Genomic DNA, 23497 nt, shown 5'->3' on the forward strand with positions numbered 1-23497 from the left:
GAGGAGCGGGTGCGGCTGCTCACCGAACTCGGCATGCGCTGGTGAGGCGCGGCGTCGAGTCGGGGTCCGTCGAGGACTCGGGTTCGGTGGGGGTGTTTCGGGTCGCTCCGGTCGGGGGTGAGACGACGTGGTCGTTCGTGGGTCGGGTCGCCGGGTGTTACGGGCTGGAGGCCCGTGACGTGTTGGGGTATTGGCGGTGGCTCAACCACCGTCCTCGGCATCGGGACGGGGGGCTGCGGGTGGATGCGGAGGTGGTCCTGAACGCGGCGGGGCGGCGGGTGTTGGTGGGGTTGTGTGGGGTCGGGGAGGAGGTGCTCGCGCGGGCGTTGCCGTCCTGGGGCAGGGAGGAGGATGCCGCTGGGTGGGGGGCGAGCGAGGAGGTGCCGCGGGGGTTGTGGCGGGTGGGCGGTGCGGTGGTGGGGCCGGTGGCGTTCGGGGGTTGGCTGTGTGTGGCGCGGCGTCCCGGTGGGCCGGTGCGGGTGGTTCGGTATGCGGCGCGGTGGGAGCGGGTGTGTGCGCGGCACGGCCGGTGGGGTCTGGACGCGGACGCCGGTGGGGTGCCGGAACACCTGGGGTTGCGCGAGGTTCCGGAGGTGGTTGAGGCGCGGCGGCGGTGGGCGGGCGTGGCGCGGCGCGTGGCGCGGGCCGGAATCGATGCCGGGAGGTGTTCGGGGTTGCGTGGGCAGTGGTGTGCCGGTGGTGGGAGTCGGCACTGCAGTGGGAGCGGGAGGAGATCCGGCCGCGGCGGCTGCACGCGGTCGCGGGCGGGGACGCCGGGGGTGATTTCGAGTGGTGGCGGGTGGTCGGGCGGGACGCGGTGACGTTCCCGGAGGTGGTCGCGGTGGCGGACGCGCTGCTGGGTCCGGTCATGGCGGAGCGGTCGTGGCGCGACAGCGGTGCCGGACGGCCGTGGCTGGGGCCGGTGGACGGGGCGTTCTGCCGCGAGCTCGGGGTGCGGGTCGGGCGGCCGTGGTTGGGGTCGGTGATCGCGGTCGAGGACGGCGGCCTTTGATCGCGTGGATGGGCGCCGTCGTCCGCAGGCGGCGTGGGGACGCGGGTGCGGGTCCGGGGTGGGGTTCGGGTGGGTGGACGATCCGTGGCGGGTGCGGCGGGAGGATCGGCCGGTGTCGGCACTCGTCGGGCCGGGTGGGTGTCATGTCCGTCCGTAGAGCGTGTGGAGGTCTACGAGGAGGATGTCGGGGTTGGCGTGGGCTGCGGCGCGGGCCTTGTCGTTGAAGCCGGCTCCGCTGAAGCAGACGAGTCGGGTGTGGGTGGTGTCGTAGCGTCCGGCTTGGCGGATGAGGGTGCGGATGGCGCGGAGGCGTTCGATGTGGGCGATGCCGATGATGTCGTTCCACTTGGCCTCGCCGATGGCGAGCATGGGTGGTTTGGTTCCCTCGGCGATGCCGATGGCGGCGACGTCGATCTCGTGGCCGGTGCGGGCTTTGGGGTCGTGGACGGTGCCGTGGCCGACTCGGGCGGGCAGTCCTCCGAGGAGGTCGGGGTCGGCGTGGTGCAGGGTCCAGTCCCGGCAGACCTGTTCGAAGTGGGGGCCCAGGACGTTGCCGGCGAAGCGGCGGCGGCTGGCCTGCCAGACCCGGGGGGCGCTGCCGGGGCGCTCGAGTTGGTCCCAGACCGGTCGCATGATGGCGTGGTGGAAGCGGATGAGTGGTTCGGCGATGCGGTAGGTGGGTCGGTTGTCGCGGAAGACGTCGGCGTCGCGGTGGAGGAGTCCGGCGTCTTCGAGGACGTTGATGGGGTGGGCGATGTCGGTGGCTTTGCGTTCGAGGTAGCCGGCCATGCCGCCGCGGGTGGCGTTGCCGTCGGCGACGGCGGCGAGGACGGACAGGTACAGGGTGGTGTCGCGCAGGTCGGGTTCCTCGGCGAGGAGGTAGCGGGCCTCGCGGAAGAGGGGTGTCTCGGGGTTGAGGACGGTGCGCACGACCCAGTCGTCGAAGTCGTCGGGGCCGGTGGGGCTGTCACCGCGGGCGAACTCGCGGCGGTAGGCGGGGGTGCCTCCGACGACGGCGTTGACGCGGAGGGCGAGGTGGGGGTCGGTGATGTCCCAGAAGTCCGCGGCGAGGCGGTAGTCGAGGGGACGGACGAGCAGTTCCAGCCCCGCGCGGCCGCGCAGGGGGGCGTTGCCGGACAGGAGTTTGCCCATGAAGGACAGGGCCGAGCCGCACAGCAGCAGTCGCGCGCGGGAGGCGGTGCGCTGATCGCGTAGAGGGCGGAACGCCTCCTGGATGACGGAGGGCAGTTCGGGATTGGCCTTGGCGAGGTAGGGGAACTCGTCGATCACGACGGGCACCGGCCGCTCCGCTCCGAGGGCGAGGAGCGCGTCGACCACCTCGAACCAATTCTCGAAGTGATGGGGGCTGGCCGGCCGGGTGTGGGCGGTGAGGCTCGCGCTGATCCGGCGCAGCGACTCCGCGTCGGCGGCCTCGGTGGCACCGAAGTAGAAACCCCCGGCGGCACGGCAGACGGCGTCGAGGAGGAACGTCTTGCCCTGACGTCGCCGCCCTGAGACGACGCCGAGGCTGGCCCCGGATTGCTCGTCGGTGATGAATCGGGTGAGCGCGGACCATTCGTAGTCGCGATCGAACATCTCGGGGGGCTTGTCCACGACAACCTCATGGATATAGAAGTACAGTTCCATAAACCATACCTCTATTCGTATGGAAGGCGTCACGGCCGAGGTCGATCCCGACCCGGGCCGGCGGGCACGTGGAGATTCGCGCTCGGGCCCGCCCCCCCCGAGCCGGCCGGGCCGAGGACGGGGTGGCCTCGGCGGCGCACACGACGGTCGGCCGGTCGTGTCGGCACCTCGAGCCGCCGGGCCCCACACGCCGGGTCCGCCGCCACCGAAGCCGATGTCGGGTCGGACCTCGAGGCGGGCGCAGCGGTGGACGCGGACACCGTCGGATACACGCCGCGGTACGCGTCCTCCTCTCGGACGGCCGGGGCGAACACCGTGTCGTCGTCGGTCGCCATCGCCGCGATCGCTTCGGGCGATCTCGCTCTCGCCGTCGGGGAACGGGCTGCCCAGGACGTCGATGTCGCGCGTGCCGCAACGGGCCTCGAAACGGGTGAGGAGCAGGCCGCCCGGAGGATGGAGCGCTTCCTGCCCCGCGGTGGGGCCGTTACGCGGTGAAGCAGGCATTCGAGGGCGTGTTCGACCACGAGCTCGTCGGTCGGGCGGCCGGTGCGGCGGTCCGGGAGAGCGGGTGTGTCCGCTCGGGGAGGACGGCGCCGAGAAGTCCCCGTCGACGGGGCTACCGCCAGGGCCCAGGGCTTCGACGCGGGTGGGTGGGTGGGTGGGTGGGTGGGCGGGTGGGCGGGTGGGCGGGTGGGCGGGTGGGCGCCCGCCGAGGCACCGCGGCAGGGGTTGTTCGAGACCGTCCCGGCGCAGGCAGGTAAGCCCGCATCGGCGCGGCGGTGGCACATCCACGAGATCGAGCGCGGGTTGCCGAACGGCCCCGGCCGGGTGGGGGCGGCGCGCGCGGAGTACGGCCCGGGTCGGTCCATGGCGGAGCGGGAACGGGCCAAGGCCCAGGAGACGCGGGCATCGGGGTGGGCGGGATCGAGCACGTCGCCGGCGGCGCCAACGACCGGACGCTACTCGCTACGCCTCAGCCGGGGTGGGGAGAAACTTGCCGGCGGCTGGCCGATGTCCGGCCCGCCGGTGTGCGGCGTCGGGACGTAGCCCTCGGTCGGTGCGGGCAGCGCATCGACGCAGGCCGTCGAACAGGCGTTGACCAGCAAGGGCAGCACGTCGGCGCCGGATGTCCACAGTGAGATCCACACCTGGCGCAGGTTCGCACCGTGGACACGCTCGTCGCAGACGCTGCACGTGCGGATCGCAGTGGCGCCCCACACCCCGGGGTCGACGTCGTCGAGGTCCACGGCCCGATCACCGGTTGCCGCAGCCCGGAGCGGCGGAAACGGCGGCCGCTGCTTGTAGTTGCCGTAGACGGCACGGGAGCTGACCGTGCTGCGCCGAAGGTTGAGGCACCGGGTGATCTCGTACGGGAACCAGTGCAGGCGGTATGAGGTGTACGGGGTGAACTCCTCGAGGCTCGTCATCGCACCGATCTCGGGCGGGATACGCACCAGGTTGCTTCCGTACAGCACGAGGTGTTTCACCGAGGTGAGTTCGGCGATGGTCGCCGGGAGCGCAACGACCTGGCGCCGCTGCTCCGCGGTGAGTTCCACCAGCGGCTCGAAGACCTCCCGTCCGTCGGCCGCGGCCTCTTCGATCAGTTCGAGAAGGCGGATCCATCCCGGTGCGGTGGTGTCCTGACGTTCCGGATGGAAACGGGTCGGCGACTGTGTCCGGGAGGCGTATCCGATACACCCGCATCTCTCGCGCGCCGGACCCTGATCGCCGGGCCCGGTGGCATCGGCCCACCGGTTGGGAAACACCTGCGGCTTCAAGTCCTCACTCATCGGCTCACAGTAGACGTCACGGCCGGCGAGACGTGGAGGAGGTCCGGAAGGGTCGTTCAGGGAAGCCGACTTGGCAGTCGCCTGTCTCGGGGGATGCGGATCATGGTCGGGCCACGCGCTGTGTACGAGACGGATCCGCCCGACGTGGCATGGGAGGTCCTCGCCCCTCTCGTGCCGCCGCCGAGGCCGGGAGGCCGATTGGGCGTCCCCGGCGCGAGATCCTCGACGCGCTCTCGTATCGGCTTCGGGCCTGCTGCGCATGGCACCTGCCTCGGCACGACTTCCGGCCGTACCGGACGGTCTACCGCTACCGGCGCGGGTGGCGGACCGAGGGACGATCGGAGGCGATCCCGGGCGCGCTCCGGGAGCGGGAACACGCCGGTCGGGGCCGTGATCCGACCCCAGGCTCCGGGATCGTGGACAGCCAAAGTGTCAAGGGAACGGAACGGTGGGCCAGGGCAATCCCGGCGGCGGTGCCGTAGCCGGGCGAGACCAGGGCGGTGGACGCGGCGCCGTCGCCCGCAAAGACGGCCGTCCCCCATCCCGCCCGGCCGACACGGCCCGACGTGCTGCGCTTCGCCGCGCCCGGTTGTTCGCCCGCGATCGGCCGATGACGTTGGACGAACACCTCGGGGGCGCTGCCGCCCGGCCGGTCGTCGTACCGGAGAGACCATCGTCGTGGACCGGGGGAAGGTCTTCCTGTCGAGGGCGTTCACCGCCGCGTGCGAGACGCTCGGGATCGGCGCACAGCCCGCCCCGCCGTTCGCGCCGACGGCCAAAGGCATCGTCGAGCACACCTTCGGATCGATCAACACCCTGTTCTGCCGACACCTTCCCGGATACACCGGCTCCGACGTCACCCGACGCGGCCGGAACGCCGAACGCGACGCGTGCTTCGGTGTCGCGGTTGCAGGACCCGCTCGACGAACGGGTCGTGCGCCGGCACCAGCGCCCTCACGAAGGACTGCGGCATCCGGTGATGCCGAGGGTCGCGCCGGCGCCGAACCGGATGTGGGCCGCGCTGGTCGCGGCGTGCGGATACGTGCCGGTACCGCCGAGCGGCGGCGACTACCTCGAACTGCCGCCGGTGCGATGGCAGACGGTCGGCGAACGCGGGATCCGCATCGACCACCGCACCCACGACCACGAGGTCCTGGGCCCGTACCGGGGTCAGTCCTCCGGGATCGCCGTCCGAGGCGGGAAGTGGGAGGTCCACCACAACCCCCACGACGGCCGCCGGGTGTGGATCCGGTTGCCCGGCGGGGAGTTGACCGAGGTGCCGTGGATCCACCACGACCACGTGAACGCGCCGTTCGACGTCCACGCGTGGAGACACGTGAGGGAGAGCGTCGAACGACGCGGGGACCGCGAGCGGCACGAAGCCGACCTCGCCGACGCCCTCGCGGCGCTCCTGCGCGAGGTCCGCCCCGCCGCGGGGCCCGCCCGCGGCGGGGGTCGCGCACGCGAGGACACGGCGGCGGGTCGGGCGGTCACCGGGGCGCGCCGCGTCGTGGGGCAGGCGGTCGCGGGACGTGAGGGGCATGCCGCGAACTCGGAGAGTGTCACGGGATTCGCCTTCCCGGGGCGGGCACCGGGCGCGGCGGCAACCGACGGTGCCGGCGCCGGCGCCGGTGTGGAGAGTCCGGACGACCTCGACGACGACGGCGGCGGGTTCCTCGACGAGGACGCGGACTCCGAGTCGGAGACGGAGCCGGGTGGGGCGTTTGGAGGAGCGGGCGGGTTCGGGTTGTACGACGCGCACACCGAGGCCGAGTTGTGGTGACCGGCGCGGAGGCGGCGGAGGGCCGGCGGCCGTCGCCCGTGACGTGGGACGGCTTCCGGGACTTCGTCGACCGGCCGCCCGTCACACCACCCGCAGCGGGTGGGGTCGAGCGCGGGGTGGAGGAACGGCCGGCGTATCACTCGCGGTTCGCCGTCGTGCGCACCCCGACGATCGACGCGATCTCGCGGACGGTGCGCACCCTGATGATCCCGGGACCGCCGGCAGGACACCGGCGCCCGGCCGTGCGTGATCGTCACCGGACCGCCGACCACGGGCAAGACCACCGCGCCGTTGCGGGTGGGTCGGGCGTGCCACCTCGCCGAGGCCGCCCGACGCGGCCGGGGGGTGGAGGGGTGGGTGCCGGTGGCGTACCTCCTGGTCCCGCCCGGCGCCGGCGCGAAGGCCCCGGCCGGCGAGTTCGCCCGCTTCCTCGGGGTTCCGGTGACCGCGAGAATGACCCAGGCGCAGATCGTCGACGCCGTCTGCCACACCTGCTGCGAGGCCGGGGTGAGGCTGGTGGCGATCGACGAGATCCACCGCCTCAACCCGCGCACCACGACGGGGGCGGAGGCCGTCGACCTGTTGAAAGGACCTCACCGAACGCATCGGCGCGACGTTCGTGTTCGCGGGCATCGACGTCACGGCGACCGCTTTGTTCAGTGGTGCGCGGGGGGCGCAACTCGCCGGGCGCGCCACGGTCGTCGACTGCGGGCCCGTCCCCCTCGCCGGCGGGGGCGGGCGGACGCCGTTCCGTGACCTGGTCGCGGCGATGGAAACCTGTCTGGACCTGCGGGCACACCGCGCGGGGACACTGCCCCGGCTGGGGTCGTATCCCCCGCGCCCGCACCGGCGGACGCATCGGCAGCCTCGCCCGCCTGCTCCGCCAGGCCGCGATCGCAGCGATCCTCGACGGCACCGAGAAAATCACCAAAACCGGCCTCGAGACGATCGTCCTGGACCACACCGCCGAAGACCACTACCGGTCCCGGGTCACCGGACGGACGCGAACCGGTGGCCGAACACACCGACACCGCACGTGAACACCGTCCCGGCCGCGCGTCCTCACAGCCTGAGACTGGTACCGATGCCCTACTGCGGGAGCACGCAGACCACCGCTCGGACAGGTGGACACGGCGCGTGAACACGACCGGCGCCCGGCTCCCACAACAGGGCGACACAAACACGCACGACCTCGACACCGGTCCGGCGTGCCACGACCGGACGGATCCACGACCGGGCGCGTTCCGTGTGGCGCCCCTGCCCCACGAGTCCACCGCCTCCTGGGTCGGCCGCGTCGCCGGGGTGTACCGCCAGAGCGTGCCCGAGTTGCCGGCCGGCATCGGCATCGCCACCATCGGCACGCGAGGCGCCGGCGAGATGGACACGACCGAGATCCACCTCGAAGACGCCGCGTGGCACCGACTCGCCGTCCTCACCCGAGTCCCCCACCACCACCTCGCGCGAGCACTCCCCCACCTCGCACGACCCCGGAACCGGAACCCGGCCCGAACACCGGACACCGTGAGGGCAACTGTCGGGGCGACCGGGGCCGGCATCGCCGCGTCGCACCGCCCAGGCCCGTACGAACAACCCTCGTGGGCGTGCCCGTGGTGCACCCTGCGACACACCCGCGGCGCCACCGCGCGGGCACGGGCGTACCTTCCCGCCCACCGCGTGTGGTGCCCGCGGCACGCGTGTCGGAGCACCGACGGGCCCCGACCGCGGCTCCTGGACACCCGGGGTGTGCCCGAACTCGCCCACACACACCGGGAACACCGCAGGCTCGGGCGCGGGCCGAACGCGAACAACGCCTACACGTGGGCACAGGCGATCGTCACGCGCTGGTACGACCACGAGCTGTACCCCACCGGCCGATGGCGGGCACGAGGACACCGTCTTGCGGTGGGCAACCCCGACCACACGGCCACGCACAGCAGTTCCTGGGAACTCACCGCCCGGCCCGTGATCGTCCATCCCGAAACGGTCACCCTCGCCCGCGCCCTCGCTCGTACGCGCCTACCCGCGACACCCCGACCCGAGCACCACCCGGCCGTGACTGCACTGCTTTCCTCGAACACACCGCCCACACACTCGGACTCGGCCCCCTCACGCCCGGACCCGACGACCTCCTGTGGTCCTGGATCCGCCACCACACCCGACCCCGAAAAAGCCCGCCCCGCGAGCCGATCCCCCGAACCACCCGAAACGGTCCGCCAAACGCTGCCGCGCCTACGGCATTCACAACCCAACTGCACAAAATCTCAACGCATCCCACAACACCCGCGAAACCCATTACAAGCACGAAAACACCAGCTCAGGCATACCGCCGAGCCACACCCGAACACCCCACCCCACACCCCGAAAACCCACCCCGCCAGCCCCGCGCCCGGAACAACCATCCCGACACAACAGCGAAACCCCAACCCACACCCCCCACACCACCCCACAACCAACAACCACCCACAACGCCCGATCACGATCTACGGCTGGAGTGTCAGCCGGCACCCGGCCCCCCAGGGGTCGCAGGGACGGTCGCGTCGGGACCGGTCGCACGGAACGTCGCGGCGGGCGACGACCGCGGCCGTCGGAACGCAGGGTTCCGGCGGCCGCGGTGAACCGTTGCCGGCCGTCCTTGCATGCCGGCTCCGTCCTGTTACCAGGTGCCCGGGGTCGATTGCCACCCTTCCACGAAGCCGGTGAACAGGCCGTCCGGACCGCTGCGGAAGGTGCGGAACCGGGAGGACCCGTCGGGCAGGTTGTACACCGCTGCGATGTCGGCCCGGCCGTCGTGGTCGACGTCGCCCGACACCGGTCGGGCGTCCTCGCTCCACCAGGTGCCCACGGGCGACTTCCAACTGTTGAGACTGGCGCCGAATCCGCCGTTGGTACCGGCGATGAAGGTGAACAACCCCGACTCGCCGCCGCCGTAGTCGTACATCGTCGCCACGTCCGTGCGGCCGTCGCCGTCGTAGTCGCCGGCCGTGAGCTGCACGCGGGTCCAGTTCCAGTTGCCGGCCGGTACCTGCCAGGAATCGAACGGGATTTGGAAGCCGCCGTCGGGCCTGGAGAGGATGGTGTGCAACGCGACCGCTTCGCCGGTCGCGTTGCCGTATCCGTAGAAGCCCGCGATGTCGTCGCGTCCGTTGCCGTCGAAGTCGCCGCTGACGTACTTGACCCGCTCCGACCACCAGTTGCCCGGCTGCGACCGCCAGCTTTCGAAGGCCGGGTCGAAGATGCCGTTGGGATGGCCGAGGTAGGTGTGCGCGCTGGTCACGCCACCGCCGTGGTTGTAGATCATCGCGACGTCGTCCACGCCGTCGCCGTTGAAGTCGCCGGCCAGCGGAGTGCCTTTCGACCACTCCCAGTTGCCCGGGGCCACGTAGGCGCTTTGCACACCTTCCTCGAACGTTCCGTTGTCGCGGGCCGCGAAGGTGAACCACGCGTTGCTGCCGTTCGGGTACCCGTACATCGCGCCGATGTCGGCCCGGCCATCACCGTTGAAGTCACCGATCACGTACTTGGCGAAGTTCGATCCGAACCAGCCGATATGGCTGGTCCAGGCCGGATACGGCGCTTCCGGCGTGCCGTTCGCGTTGCCGGAGGAGACCCAGAACGCGGTGGTCTCGTGCCCGTAGTCGTACACGGTCACCACGTCCGCGAAGCCGTCGTCGTTGACGTCGCCGGCGAGTTCGGTGCGCTGCGCCTTGGTCTGGTCGTTTTGTCCGTGTTCGGTCGCGGTCTGGGTGGCCTCGTTCCAGCGGATGTAGCCGTTCTGGAAGGAGCTGCGCCGACCGCCCGCGACGTCGAACTCGTCGGAGTTGGGGTAGCCGAGCGGGCCCTGCTCCCAGCCCAGTTCCGACCATCGGGTGCGGATGCCGCCGTTGACGGCCCAGGCGCCGGTGTACGGACTCCAGTAGATCGAGGCGTTGTCGGCGAAGTGGGTGTAGCGGCCGAGTCCGTCGGGAGTCGTGTCGACCCCGGTGACCGGTGCGCCCGCGAAGCCGTACGGCCCGGCCAGGTCGAGGTACTTGGTCAGGATCGGGCCGCAGACGCGCTGGGTCCCGCCGCCCGAGGCGAAGTCCTGGCAGTGGTCCCAGGACGTCTCCCCGGAGGCACTCGTGGCGCCGCCGTGCGAGGTGCGCAGGCCCGGGTAGAACAGGCGGTCGCCGTTGCCGCGGAGCACCCACAGATCGGGGATGCCGTCCGCGGTGACGTCGGGGATGGCGGTGATCTGCGCGATCTGGCTCTGCTGCCAGCCGCTTGCGCCGTACTCGAACCGGGAGGAACCCGAGCCGAACGAGTTCAGTCGGGTGCCGTTGCCTTCCTTGACGCCCTTGTACACCCACAACTTGCCGTCGCCGGCCCTGGTGCGGGCGAGCAGGTCGAACGCGCCGTCACCGGTGATGTCGCCCGCGCCGTGGATCGTGTAGCCCTGCCAACCGCCGCCCAGAGCCTCGACCTTGTCGATCGTGGCGCCGGTGTACCCGGTCAGGGCGTACAGCGTGCCGCCGGTGTCCACGGCCATCAGGTCGGGATGTCCGTCGCCGGTGGCGTCGCCGAGTGAGAGGATCTGGGTGAACGTGGAGGGCGCGGGGGCGCCGGCCGGGAGCCGCAGTTCCATCCGGCCGGCCGTGTCCACGCCGCCGCGGCCGTTGCCCGGGTAGATCCACAGTCTGCCGTCGGGCATCCGGGCGACGATGTCCTGCAGACCGTCGCCGCCCCAGTAGTCGCCGTTGTGGGTGACCAGGGCGTTGGTCCAGTATCCGGCGGGCACCTTGCCCTCGGCCACGCCGGCGGCGTCGAGCGACTCGTTGATCCGGCCGCCCGAGTACGACGGGTACACCCGCAGGTTTCCGGTGGCGTCGACGACCGCGAGGTCGGGCTTTTGGTCGCCGGTGAAGTCCATCGGGCCGTCGACGGTGTCGCGTGGCTCGACGAAGAAGGTGTAGGCGGTCTGCGTGGAGTAGTTGCCGACCGCGTCCTTGGCCTTGACGTAGAGCACCGCGGGTCCCGCGTGCGGCGGGATGATCTTCAGCGTCGCGACGCCGCCCGGGGCGTTGGGCTTGGCCCGGTTGGTGAAGGACGTGGTGTCCAGGCTGTACGCGTACTCGACCACGTCGCTGCCGTCGCCGGACTTGAAGGTGAAGTCGCCGGTCGTGCCGAAGTCGGCGCCGGCGGCCCACTCGCCGTCCTTGCCGGCGGGGAACTGCGGTGAGGACACCTCCGGTGCGCTGGGCGCGCTCTGGTCGACGACGAACTGGCAGGGGATCGAACCGCCGGCCTTGCCGTTGAGGTCCGAGACCGCGCCGGAGGTGTCCCGGGCCTGCATGTTCCACGAGTAGGTGGCGCCGTCGACGAATCGCGAGGACCGGATGTCGTAGGTGATCACCCCACGCGAGTCGGGCCACAGGTGGTCGGCGAACAGGTAGTCGGAGGTGCCCGTGCGCCAGACGTTGAGCCAGATCCGGTCCAGGTTGCCGTCCGGATCGCTGCCCTGCGCGCCGAGTTGCACGTCGGTGAGGCCGATCCGGGCGAACGGCGGACTCGTGGTGCACGGGCCGCCCGGGCTCAGCGTCGGGTTGACCGGCTGGTTCGGCGGCCGGTTGTACACCACGGAAAGGACCGGGTCGTCCCGGAACTTCTTCCACGCGTAGGAGTCGTTCTGGTCGCTCGCGCGGATGCCCACGGTGATGTCGGCCCAGCCGGCGGCGGAGGCGCGCTCGGCGGCGTTCTTGGCGTTGAAGCCGATGTAGTCGCCCGGGCAGGAGGCGTTGTAGCCATGCGCCTCGTTGCGTCTGTCGAGCATCACCACGTCGCCCGGGCGGTTGTTCCAGGTGGTCGCGGAGCTGATCGACCCGGTGAGCCAAAGCTCGACGTCGCGCTTCTGGCAGGACCAGGAGTGATGGTTCATCACCCGGAACGTCGCGCTCTCCACGGCGACGTTGCGCATCCCGTTCTCGTCCCAGTCGACCCGGAAGAACGACTGGGAGGTGCCGTTGGACTGTGACTCGTGACCCGCACGGGCGTCGTCGGTACCACCGTTGAAGTTCGCGCCGTTCCAGAAGGAACTGCCGGCGTAGGTCTTGTAGGCGAGTGTCCACGCCTCGGTGTGGCCGTTGAAGGACGGGTCGATGAAGACCGGGTAGGTGGTCTCCGGCGCGGCCATCAGCTTCCGATCGGGCGTCAGGCGCAGGGTGTCGGCGTCGAGTCGGGTGCCGACCAGGGCGTCGTGCGAGCCCTGTTCGGGTCCGTTCAAGCCGGGCAGGTCCAGGCCGGCGGTCGAGGCGGTCCGCGGGTGGCCGGCGGAGTCCCACATGTACGGGGTCGGCGCCGCCGCGACCTCGGTGCCGCTCGCGTCCACCGCGCGCACCACACTCGCGTCGTCGATGGTGAACCTCAGGTCGGCGGAGCTCAACCGCAGGCCGAGCCCGGCGAGCCGCGGATCGGCCGCCGCCTCCCGCGACTTGACGACGACGACCTGCGAGAAGCCGTTGTCGCCGGCGGTCAACACCAGGTCGGTGCCGGGGAGTACGTCCGGGTAGAGCACGCGCGAGTCGCGCACGATGGGCGCCGGCAGCGTGCCCGGCCAGTGCATCGCGAAGCGGCTTGCGCCTACGCTCATTTCGAGCAGGCGCGTATCCGTGGCGGGCGTCGGCTCGGCGGTCACCGTGCTCGGGCGGGCCTCGTCACGACCGGCCCGATCGTCGGCGGCCGGGCGCGTGGGCGCTCCCGCGAACCGCAGACCCACCGAGGTGGCCCTGGTCGTCAGCGATCCGTCGGCCGCGGGGACGAGCGTGGTGTCGACGGGTGTCCACTGCCCGTCTCGCTTGACTCGTACGGGCTTGACCGCCTCGTCGCGGGTGAAGGTTCCGTCGGGGTTGGCGTGCGTGGTCCCGGTCGCGGTCAGCGTCTCGGTGACCAACACGGGCCGCCCGGTCGTGGCGGCCTGTTTCTGCGCCCTGGTCTCGGCGATGGTGATCGCCGACTCCGCCGGCGGCGGGACCGCCGCGGGCGCGGACTGCTTTCTTCCCCCGTTTCCGTCCTCGTCGACGAGCACGGCGATACCGCCCGCTCCGACCGCCAAAGCCACGGCGGTCGCCACCCCCACCCGAGCCCGTTTTCCGGGCCATGCCAACCGCAGCCGTCTCACGGCCATCCACCCCACCCTATGAAACCCCCCGGCCGTCACTGCGTGAATAGACGACCGCTTACCGAAGATCGAATCAAAGATCCCCGCGCGTGAAAACGCGGGCACGGAAATATCGAGCACAGCATGGCCCCCCGAGGGGCCGCACGTCACGCGTGGAAAGTCGAACCCGGCCGAGCGGCAGGATGGCCGTGCGCAGTCCGATGCTCGGCCGGGTCCCGACCGAGGCCCTGTCCCGACACGCGTACAGGCCGTCGCCCAGGTGCCGCGGCCGGGGATGAATCGTTCGAAAAGTGATGTTCAAAACCCACCGGAGGGTCTTTTTATTGACTAATGGACGAGTAAGGGCGTGTCATGCGCCGACCGACCCGTTGGAGAGGGAGGGTCCCGACTTGAAGTAATTCATGAGGTTTTAAATACAAAGTATGCGGAAGGTAAAGTGATCTAAGTCATCTCGCATTCCGGGTCTGGCTTTCGAGGGGTTCGCGCCGGCAGGATCTGGCTCGTCTTTTGTGGTGCGGGCACTGGGGAATGCCCGCCAGGGTGGGGGGTCTTCGTGCTGTTCGTGGACGTGACCGGGCAGCGCCATGCCCGAAACCGCAAAAGGAATTCGCGGGAAATAGGCGGCGGTCTGCGTCTGGTGGCTCTGTGCGTGGCCACGGTGATGACGACCACGCTGATCACGGCGCAGGCATCCGCGGTCGCCCGTGCCCCGCGCGGCGGCGTCGAACTCCCCGAGCTCCAGGCGGACAAGCCGGTCGCCGGTGCCGACAGCACCGCGGAGTACCGGCCCCCGGCCGCGCCCGAACAGGAATACAAGCTCGACCGCACCACCGCCCCGGACGGCGGGACGGGCGTCATAGTCATCGGCGGCGGGGCAGTCGCTCGGAGCGCGAACGGCGCAACGGACACCGGCCTGAAGCAGGTCGCCGGGCTCCCCATCCTGATCGGCCCCGCCGCCGCGGGCGGCAACGCCACCGCGCGCACCACCGCCACCACGAACTCGCCCACCGCGACCGGTAGTTGGACCGTCACCGTCTCCGACCGCACCGCCACCGAGGCCGCCGGCATCGACGGCGTGCTGATGAAACTCGAACCCAGCCCCGACGCCACCGCGGTGCAACTGGCCGTCGACTACGCCGCGTTCGAGAAGCTCTACGGCGCCGGCTGGGGCTCCCGACTGCGCCTGGTGCAATTCCCCGAATGCTTCCTGACCACCCCCGACCTCGCCGGCTGCGCCGAGCCGGTCGACCTGGCATCCACCAACGACGCCAAGGCCGACCGGGTCAGCACCGTCGTCGACCCCACCGCCACCCCGCCCGCCCCCCAGGGCGGCACGCTCCGCGCGGCGATGGCGGGCGGCGCCATGGTGCTCGCCGCGACCGGCGGCGGCGAGGGCAACGCGGGCGACTACAAGGCCACCGACCTCAAGCCCTCCGGCACCTGGACCGCGGGCGGCTCGTCCGGGAACTTCTCCTGGGAGTACCCCCTCGGCGTTCCTCCGGTGGCTTCCGACCTCGGCCCCAAACTGTCGCTGGGCTACTCCTCCCAGTCCGTCGACGGCCGCACCTCGACCAGCAACAACCAGGCGTCATGGCTCGGCGAGGGCTGGGACTACCACCCCGGTTTCATCGAACGCGCCTACCAGGGCTGCAAGGCCGACGACGCCGCCGGCAACAACAACCCGACGAACACCGGGGACCTGTGCTGGCGCAACGACAACGCGGTGATGTCGCTGGGCGGTTCGACGACGCCGCTGATCAAGGACGACGCCACGGGCAAGTGGAAACCGGGCTCCGACGACGGAACCAGGATCGAGCAGAAGTTCGACGCCGCAGGCAACGGCGACGACAACGGCGAGAACTGGGTCGTCACCACCCCGGACGGCACCCGCTACCACTTCGGCCTGAACAAGCTTCCGGGCTGGACGACGGGCAAGCCGACCACCGACTCCGTACTGACCGTCCCGGTGTTCGGCAACCACCCGAACGAGCCCTGCCACCAGACGGCGTTCGCGAACTCCTCGTGTGTCCAGGGCTGGCGCTGGAACCTCGACTACGTCGAGGACACCCACGGCAACGCCATGGCGGTGTACTGGCGGAAGGAGACCAACCACTACGCCAGAAACGGCGTCTTCGCCACCCCCGTCGCCTACGACCGCGCCGCCTACCCGACGCGCATCGACTACGGCCTGCGCAAGGACGACGTGTTCGGCGTCGCCCCCGCGCGCGTCACCTTCACCACCGCCGAACGCTGCATCGTCACCGCCACGTTCAACTGCGCGGAGGAGAAGTTCACCAAGAAGGGCCAGGACGCCAAGCAGTGGCCGGACACCCCGGCCGACACGTACTGCGCCTCCACCGGCAAGTGCTACGTGGCCGCACCCACGTTCTGGTCGCGCAAACGCCTGACCATGATCTCCACCCAGGTGACCACCGCGCCGGGCGTCAACGAGTACCGCATGGTCGACTCGTGGGAGTTCAAGCAGGGCTTCCAGGACACCCGCTACGACACCAACCCGCCGCTGTGGCTGGAGTCGATCACCCGGACCGGGCGCAACACCGACGGCGGCACCCTGACCCTGCCGCCGGTCTCCTTCTACGCCAACACCGACCCGATGCCCAACCGGGTCTCCGCGCCCACGGACGACCGCCCCGGGTTCGAGCGACTGCGCGTGGCCGCGATCCACACCGAGACCGGCGGCGGCATCCGGGTGCACTACTCCGCGCCGTGCGACCCGGCCGCGCCCAAACCGACCCCGGCGACCAACACCTCACGCTGCTACCCCGTGATGTGGCAACCCGGGGACGAGGCGGACCCCAAGGTCCCCGAGTGGTTCAACAAGTACGTCGTCACCCGGGTCGACGAAGAGGACTTCGTCGGCGGCGGACCGACCAAGAGCACCCGCTACGAATACGCGGACGGCGCCGCCTGGGCCAAGGACGACGCCGAGTTCGGCAAACCGAGTCAGCTCACCTGGAGCCAGTGGCGCGGCTACGCGAGGGTGATCACCCGTACCGGCACCACCGACGCGGCGAACGGCACCGTCGCCGGCAAGACCGAGACGCGCTTCTTCCGCGGCATGCACGGTGACGTGATCCCGGGCGGCAACCGCGTCGTGCAGGTCAAGGACTCGACCGGCGCCGTCGTCGCCGACGACCTGCTCCAGTACCAGGGCATGCCGGCCGAGACGATCACCTACACCGACGACGGACAACAGATCGCCGAACGCGAACTCACCGCTCCCTGGCACCGGGTGACCTCCACCCACGTGCGCACCGGACTGCCGACCCTGCACGGATACCAGGTCGGCGAGGCCGGCAGGACCACCATCCAGTACCTCTCCGGCGGCCGAACCCGAACCGCCACGTCCACCGTCACCTTCGACCCCACCTACGGGCTGCCGGAACGCTCCGAGGACAACGGCGACCTCGCCGTCCAAGGCGACGAGCAGTGCGTCGTCAACACGTACGCGCACAACACCGCCGCGAACATCCTCGGCGCGATCGTCCGCACCCGCACCACCTCCGGTACATGCGCGGACGCGGACACCGCCGGCGCCGACCGCGTCGTCAACGACGTCAAGACCGCCTACGACGACCTGGCCGTGGGACAACCCCCGACCAAGGGAAACCCCAGCGACGGATACCAGGTACGCGCCGACGGCATCAACTTCGACCACGCCTCGCACAGCACCTTCGACGCCGCCGGCCGGGTCCTGGTCACCACCAACACCAACGGCAAGACGACCGCGGTCACCTACACCCCGGTCGCCGGCGGCGCCGCGGCGCGCGTCGACTCCGTCGATCCGCTGGGCAACACCCTGGTGACCACCAACGACATCGGTCGCGGCCGGCCACTGACCGCCCAGGACGTCGCCGGGGACGTGTACCGCACCGAGTACGACGCGCTCGGTCGCCTGATCCGGGTCTGGCAACCCGGCCGGCACGCGGCCGGCCTGTCCCCCGGCGTCGAGTACGAGTACCAGACCACCGGGAACAAGCCCAACGTCGTCACGACACGCACGATCAAGGACGACGGCACGTACAGCGTCGCCAAGACGCTGTACGACGGCCTGCTCCGACCCAGGCAGACCCAGTCGCAGGCGGGCGGGAACGCCGGCCGGTTGATCACCGACACCCTGTACAACACCTCCGGTTCGGCGCGCCGCGCGAACGGCACCTACCTGGCCGGCGGCGCGCCGACGGACGCCCTGTACATACCGCAGAGCGACACCGAGATCCCCAAGTGGCAGACCACCGCCTACGACGGTCTCGGCCGGCCGCTGCGCAAGGACACCTGGAACCCGCCGGCCGCCGGCGCCCCGCCGCAGCCGACCTTCAGCGAAAGCACGGAGTACGGCGGCGACAACACCACAACCGTGCCCCCGCCGGGCGGCACCGCCCAACGGGTCTGGACCGACATGCTCGGCCGCGCCGTACGCCTGGACCAGTTCACCAACGCCCAACGCACCCAGTTCACCCGGACCGCGTACACCTACGACCTGCGCGGCAACCGCAAGAGCGTGGTCGACCCCGGCGGCAACACCTGGGCCTACACCTACGACGCCCGCGGCCAGATGACCCGCAGCGACGACCCCGACAAGGGCACCACCACCTACGCCTACGACAACCTCGGCCGGCAGACCTCCTCCACCGACGCCCGAGGAGTCACCCTCACCACCGTCTACGACGACGTGGCCCGCAAGACCGCCGTACACCGGGGCGACGTCACCGGGCCCAAGCTCTCCGAGTGGGTGTACGACACCGTCAAGAAGGGCCAGCCGACCTCCGCGACCCGCTACGACGACGGCCACGCGTACACCACCCGCACCACCGGCTACGACATCGACAACCGCCCCACCGGCAAGGTCGTGACGATCCCCGCCAAGGAGGGGGCGCTGGCCGGGAACTACGAATACCGCTACACCTACACCCCCACCGGCGCGATCGCCGAGACCTCACTGCCGGGCGCCGCCGAACTGGCCCCCGAACGACTGGTGGTGCGCTACAACACCGACGGCCTGCCCATCAGCACCAGCGGCCACAACTGGTACGTCAGCGACGCCACCTACAGCCCCTACGGCGAAGTCCTGCGCACCGCGGCCAGCTCCGCGCCCACCAGGATCTGGACCACCAACTACTACGACCCCAACACCGGCCGCGTCGTGCGCTCGGTCGACGACAAGGAAACCGGCCCCGACAACCGGGTCACCGACACCCGCTACCGCTTCGACCCGATCGGCAACGTCACCGCCGTCACCGCCGGCACCGGCTCGGGCCCCACCACCCGGTGGGACACCCAATGCTTCACCTACGACGCGCTGCGCCAGATGACCGAGGCGTGGACGTCGAAGACGAAGGAGACCTGCGCATCCGCGCCCGCCAAGACCGAGATCGGCGGACCCGACCCGTACTGGCAGTCCTTCACCTTCGACATCGCCGGCAACCGGCTGACCGAGACCCAACACGACACCGCCGGCGACGACGCGAAGAACGTCACCCGCGCCTACGGCTACCACCCCACACCCACCGGCCCCAGCCACCGACTCGCCTCGGTCACCTCGACGAGCGCGGGCGGCTCCACCCTCAACACCTACGGGTACGACGCGGTCGGCAACACCACCACCCGGCAGGAGGGCGGCGACAGCCAGACCCTGACCTGGGGCCCGGACAACCGGCTGGCGACGGTGACGGACCCCACCCACGGCCCGAGCCAATACGTCCACGACGCGGACGGCAACCGCCTCATCGGCCGCACCGCCCAGGGCACGACGCTCTACCTCGGCGAAACCGAGGTCACCGTCAAGCCCGACGGATCCCTCACCGCCGACCGCTACTACGGCCAGGCCGGCGCCCCCACCGTCATCCGCACCGCCGGCGTCGGCAAGACCCTCAACCTCCTGCTGCCCGACCACCACGGCACCGCGACCACCACCGTCGGCCTGGCCCCCGGCATGCCGATCCAACGCCGCAAACTCAAGCCCTTCGGCGAAGACCGCGGCACCACCCCCTCGATGTGGCCCGGCAGCCGCGGCTTCGTCGGCGGCACCAACGACACGAGCACCGGCCTCACCCACCTCGGCGCCCGCGAATACGACAAGACCCTCGGCCGCTTCATCTCCGTCGACCCGGTCCTCGACCTCGCCGACCCACTCCAGATGAACGGCTACGTCTACGGCCACAACAACCCGGTCACCGCAGCCGACCCCTCGGGCGAATTCGACTTCCTCGCACTACTCAGCCTGATCGTCCGCTGGGCCATCGGCCTCGCCCAACAGGCCGCCAAACTCGTCAACGTCAGCAGCCAAAAAGCCACCTTCGTCGACCACCCGCGCAAGCCCCAACACCGCACCCCACCCAAAATCCGAAACGGCGGCGCAGGCGGCGCCGGCGGCAAGTTCGGCGCACGCGCCACCGGCCTCTTCGACGACGTCGAGTGGGACTGGGGCAAGGTCGCCAGCGCCACCGGCGACTGGATCGGAAACAAGGCCAAAAGCACCTGGAACCTCCTCAACGACACCGTCAACCCACTACCCGCCATCAACGCCTGCCGCAAAGACCCGAGTTTCTCCTGGGACTGCGGCGACACCGCCCTGTCGGCCCTCGGTGGCCTCGGCAAGACCCTCTCCCGGCTCCGCACAATCCTCAAGGACGCCGAAAAAGCCAAGGACGCCTCCCGCGTCGACATCCCGGAAAACAAACCGGACGCACCCAAGGCCCCGGCATGCGTACCCGGCCAGAGCTTCATCCCCGGCACCAAGATCCTCATGGCCGACGGCACCCACAAACCGATCGAGGAAATCAAACTCGGCGACGCCGTCCTCGCCACCGACCCCGAAACCGGCGAGACCACAGCCAAAACCGTCACCGCACTGATCACCAGCGAAAACCTCAAAAACCTCACCCAAATCCGGATCGACGACGATGAACCGGGCACGGAAAACGCCCCCATCACCGCCACGGGCCACCACCCCTTCTGGACCGCGGACACCGCACAATGGACCCGGATCGACCAACTGTCCCCCGGCGACCACCTTGCGACCGCCGAAGGCAACACGCTCCGGATCGCGGCGACACACTCCTGGCAACAGATCCAACGCGTACACAACCTCACCGTCGCCGACACCCACACCTACTACGTCGTCACAGGAACCAGCTCCGCCCTGGTACACAACTCAGGACCCTGTCCACATGTGAACCTTGACGGTGTTCCGGAAGACCTTCGGTCGGACGCCGCTAAGGTAATCACTTCGATGGATAAAGATGGCTCCCTGCCGCCGGGAGTGAAGCGGGGTGGGACCAAAGGCAAGCCGGGTATCTATGGTGGTGAAGGACTGCCACCGGCGCCGCCCAACTACTATGCCGAGACGGATATCCTGCCGACTGCAACCGGAGCCAAGCGGCCGGCCAGCGGACGGCTGGTATTCGGTGCTCAGGGAGAAATCTGGTATACAGGTCACTATAAAGATGGATTCACTCAACTCAGAGGGCCGCAGTGTGGATGCTGAACTGCCGAAAAGGCCGAAGCTGTGGATCGACATCGTGACCGGTCTTCCATGGCTGAAATCCAAACCATTCCTTGTGGAGAACTCTCGCGAGCAAGAATTGATCGAGTTCCTGGCGAGGAAGGAATTCCGTCTGGCTCGTGTTGCGCTCCCGCCGGGTTCGGATAATCCTGAGGAATGCCTCCTTGTAGGGCTCACCAGGGAGCTCGACTTCTCCGAGCTCGGGGCGGGAAGTTGGGCTGCCTATAGTGATCGGCTCTGGGATCTGCAAATGTCGGACGAAGCGGCTCCGGTTGCCGTTGTGGTCGATGGGCTCGACTCTTTGCTTCGATCCGATGTCCATGCGCTCGTCAGATGTATCCATAATCTTCTGTCCATGACAGAGACCGTCGGCCTCTCGGATTCCAGGGCGGATCTGCAGATCGAATACTTCTTCACCGGTGCGTGGGGCGCGTTGTGACGGTGGGATGAAATCCATACGCCCGACGCGCGTGGCGAGAGTTCGGGCCGGGGGCGCCGGAACTCGGGTGCCGGTGGGAGTCGCCGGGGGCCGGCGAGTGCGGTGACGGTTACATCGACCAGCGTAGGGCTGTGTCGTAGTCGGCGGTGTCAGGACGCGGTGGCGGAGGCGTTCGTGGAGGGCTTTGCGGAGGGTGTCGATCGGGATGGTGGGGGTGGACAGGGCTCGGTCGAGGTCGAGGAAGTCGGCTTCGATGTCGCCTGTCAGGCGGTAGGGGTCGGAGGCCGGACAGGACGGCAGGGCGCACCGACATCGGGGCGGATCTGCTCGCCCGGCTGTTGGTCGCCGCGGTCGACGGTGTCCAACTGCAGTGGCTCATCGACTCGGACACGGACATGGTCGAGGTGGTCGAAGCGCCGGTCACCATGATCACCACCCTTGCGGAGGCGTCCCGATCGACGAGCTGAGGAGCCCCGCGTTTTCCGGAGGGATCGCCATGGTTGGGTGGGGGGTGAGTGGTTGCAGGATGGTGCGGCACGACGTGCAGATGAGCGCGGACGGCGCGGTAGACGTGCCGACTACACGACACCGGCCCAGATCCCGCGAGCGTGTTTGAGGTGTGTGCTCATCAGTTCGGCGGCCTCGTCCGCTTTTCCGGCCTCGACAGCGTCGAGCAACGCGTCGTGTTCCCGTGTGGACTCGAGGAAGTCCTGGGTGCCCGCGACGTGGTTCAGGCCGTACAGGCGGCCTTGGTCGCGTAGCTGGCCGACGATGGCGACCAGCCGGGGATTGCCCAGGTGGCCGAGCAGGGTGAGGTGGAGGTCCCGGTCTGTACCGAGGAAGCCGACCCAGTCCCCGGCCAGCGCGGCCTCTTCGGTGCGCGCGGCCAGATCGCGCAGGGGAGCGAAGTCGTCGACAAGTCCGCGAGCGGCGATCTCGCGGACGGCGGAGACTTCGAGCATCAACCGGATCTGGATGATCTGATCGAGATCGGCTTCGGTCACGACGCGGATTTGGAAGCCCCGGTTGCGCACCATTTCGATCAGGCCTTCCTTGGCCAGATCGAGCAGTGCTTCCCGTACCGGGGTGATCGACACCTGCAGCTGTTCGGCCATCTGGCCGATCGCGTACAGCGTCCCGGGACGGATTTCACCCGCCACGATCTGGGCACGGATCACTTGGCCGGCGTCGTCGCGAAGGCTTTGCCGCCGCAGCCCGGTGCCGGGTGTGACCGTGGTGCCGGGACGGGACATAGTGGACCCCTTGGTCGTCGAAGCCGCGCGAAACCCAGCCGCCGCGGCGCTATCCAAGGTATAAGGTATCGCAGGTCTTGCTCAAAAGGCGGGCGACAGCCCGGTCCTGAGCGGCGATTCCCACGGTTTTGAGACCGTTCGCCCGGTGGTCTCCGGTGCGGTTTCGAGCATCCCGGCCGGCTCGTGGATCCGGTGACGGGTGAGTGTGCCGGTCTCGAGCGCGTGGATGATCTCGCCGGCTTCGTCGGTGCCCGCCTCGATCTGTTCGACGACGACCAGGTCCGCGGTCGCGAGCAACTCGTCCGGCAGTTCGCGCATCGTCGGCTGGAACGAGCCGATCGCGTTGACATGTACTCCGAGCCGGCAGGGCGTCTGCCGGGAACAAGGGAGTACTCGACGAGGTCGCACACGAGACGATCTCGACGTCGGTCAAGGCAGTCGTGACGTCATCAGCACTCCGCAGGTGTACCCCGGGCAGGTCGCCCTCCAGCTCGGACGGGGGTTTCTCGGCGCGGGGGCGGTTCCGGTCGAACACGGTCAACGCGGTCAGCGGCCGGACAGTGTGCACGGCCCGGACCTGGTCCGGGGCCTGGGCTCCGGCGCCGAACAAGGGCATCACGGACGCGTCGCGGGGAGCGAGCGCGTCGGTGGCCACACCGGCGATCGCACCGATCCGCAGGGTGGTGATCGCCGAGGCGTCGGCGATGATGCGGCCGTTGGCGCCCATCCGGGTCACGGTGCCGATGATCGCAGGCATGCGGTCGAGTCGGGCTTCGAGCGCTTTCACGGCCGCGGTTCCGGTCCGTTGGTGGAACGCCGTCATCACCAGGACCCGGCCGTCGCCCAAAGCCAGTCGCGGTGGGCGGACGAACGAGCCTGCGGCAACCTCGAGCAGAAC

General features: G+C 69.9%; 12 protein-coding genes and 1 pseudogene. 7 read left to right on the plus strand and 6 right to left on the minus strand.

The window, feature by feature from the left end; translation table 11 throughout:
- Positions 1-664: 664 nt before the first annotated feature.
- A complete protein-coding gene (locus tag ACFXMF_RS35470; RefSeq protein ID WP_379989003.1) occupies positions 665-1012 on the plus strand; it encodes a hypothetical protein in 348 nt (115 codons plus the stop codon).
- A 141-nt stretch (positions 1013-1153) separates the two neighbouring features.
- Here the strand turns inward: ACFXMF_RS35470 and ACFXMF_RS35475 are convergent, their stop codons facing one another.
- Together ACFXMF_RS35475 and ACFXMF_RS35480 are read right to left on the minus strand one after the other, a co-directional pair.
- Positions 1154-2626: an ATP-binding protein gene (locus tag ACFXMF_RS35475; protein ID WP_360324766.1), complete on the minus strand. Its 1473-nt coding sequence runs from the start codon at positions 2624-2626 to the stop codon at positions 1154-1156.
- A 992-nt stretch (positions 2627-3618) separates the two neighbouring features.
- The gene (locus ACFXMF_RS35480) at positions 3619-4449 is read right to left on the minus strand and encodes a leucine-rich repeat domain-containing protein (RefSeq protein WP_379989001.1); all 831 of its coding nucleotides are present in this window, start codon (positions 4447-4449) and stop codon (positions 3619-3621) included.
- A 149-nt stretch (positions 4450-4598) separates the two neighbouring features.
- Between ACFXMF_RS35480 and ACFXMF_RS35485 the strand changes: the two genes are divergently transcribed.
- From ACFXMF_RS35485 to ACFXMF_RS35500, 4 genes are all read left to right on the plus strand, one after another.
- The gene (locus tag ACFXMF_RS35485; RefSeq protein WP_379989000.1) at positions 4599-4931 is read left to right on the plus strand and encodes a transposase; all 333 of its coding nucleotides are present in this window, start codon (positions 4599-4601) and stop codon (positions 4929-4931) included.
- A 425-nt stretch (positions 4932-5356) separates the two neighbouring features.
- Entirely contained in the window at positions 5357-6232 is an 876-nt protein-coding gene (locus ACFXMF_RS35490) for a hypothetical protein (RefSeq protein ID WP_379988999.1), read from the plus strand.
- A 297-nt stretch (positions 6233-6529) separates the two neighbouring features.
- On the plus strand, positions 6530-6988 hold the full coding sequence (locus ACFXMF_RS35495) for a hypothetical protein (protein ID WP_380018028.1): 459 nt from the start codon (positions 6530-6532) through the stop codon (positions 6986-6988).
- A gap of 492 nt (positions 6989-7480) precedes the next feature.
- Positions 7481-8932 carry a TniQ family protein gene (locus tag ACFXMF_RS35500; protein ID WP_380018029.1) on the plus strand — a complete coding sequence of 484 codons (1452 nt, stop codon included), beginning with the start codon at positions 7481-7483 and terminating at the stop codon, positions 8930-8932.
- Here the strand turns inward: ACFXMF_RS35500 and ACFXMF_RS35505 are convergent.
- On the minus strand, positions 8886-13322 hold the full coding sequence (locus ACFXMF_RS35505) for an FG-GAP-like repeat-containing protein (RefSeq protein ID WP_380020967.1): 4437 nt from the start codon (positions 13320-13322) through the stop codon (positions 8886-8888). The two genes, ACFXMF_RS35500 and ACFXMF_RS35505, sit on opposite strands and share 47 nt — an antisense overlap.
- Before the next feature lie 613 nt (positions 13323-13935).
- Here ACFXMF_RS35505 and ACFXMF_RS35510 point away from each other — a divergent pair.
- Both ACFXMF_RS35510 and ACFXMF_RS35515 read left to right on the plus strand, forming a co-directional pair.
- Positions 13936-20889, plus strand: a complete 6954-nt coding sequence (locus ACFXMF_RS35510) for a polymorphic toxin-type HINT domain-containing protein (RefSeq protein ID WP_380020969.1) — start codon at positions 13936-13938, stop codon at positions 20887-20889.
- Positions 20879-21346, plus strand: a complete 468-nt coding sequence (locus tag ACFXMF_RS35515) for a hypothetical protein (RefSeq protein ID WP_379988206.1) — start codon at positions 20879-20881, stop codon at positions 21344-21346. Before ACFXMF_RS35510 ends, ACFXMF_RS35515 begins: the two co-directional genes overlap by 11 nt.
- Positions 21347-21924: 578 nt before the next feature.
- Here ACFXMF_RS35515 and ACFXMF_RS35520 read toward each other — a convergent pair.
- The 3 genes and pseudogenes from ACFXMF_RS35520 to ACFXMF_RS35530 form a co-directional block, all read right to left on the minus strand.
- Positions 21925-22599 (minus strand): GntR family transcriptional regulator, encoded by a 675-nt coding sequence (locus ACFXMF_RS35520; protein ID WP_379988207.1) that lies wholly within the window; start codon positions 22597-22599, stop codon positions 21925-21927.
- Between the two features lie 81 nt (positions 22600-22680).
- Positions 22681-22917, minus strand: coding sequence for a hypothetical protein (locus ACFXMF_RS35525; protein WP_379988236.1), 237 nt, complete (start codon positions 22915-22917; stop codon positions 22681-22683).
- 112 nt (positions 22918-23029) lie between these two features.
- Positions 23030-23422: pseudogene (locus tag ACFXMF_RS35530) on the minus strand (ornithine cyclodeaminase family protein); the annotation flags it as partial.
- Positions 23423-23497: the final 75 nt, after the last annotated feature.

Source organism: Embleya sp. NPDC059213, from assembly GCF_042754445.1.
GTDB lineage: Bacteria > Actinomycetota > Actinomycetes > Streptomycetales > Streptomycetaceae > Embleya.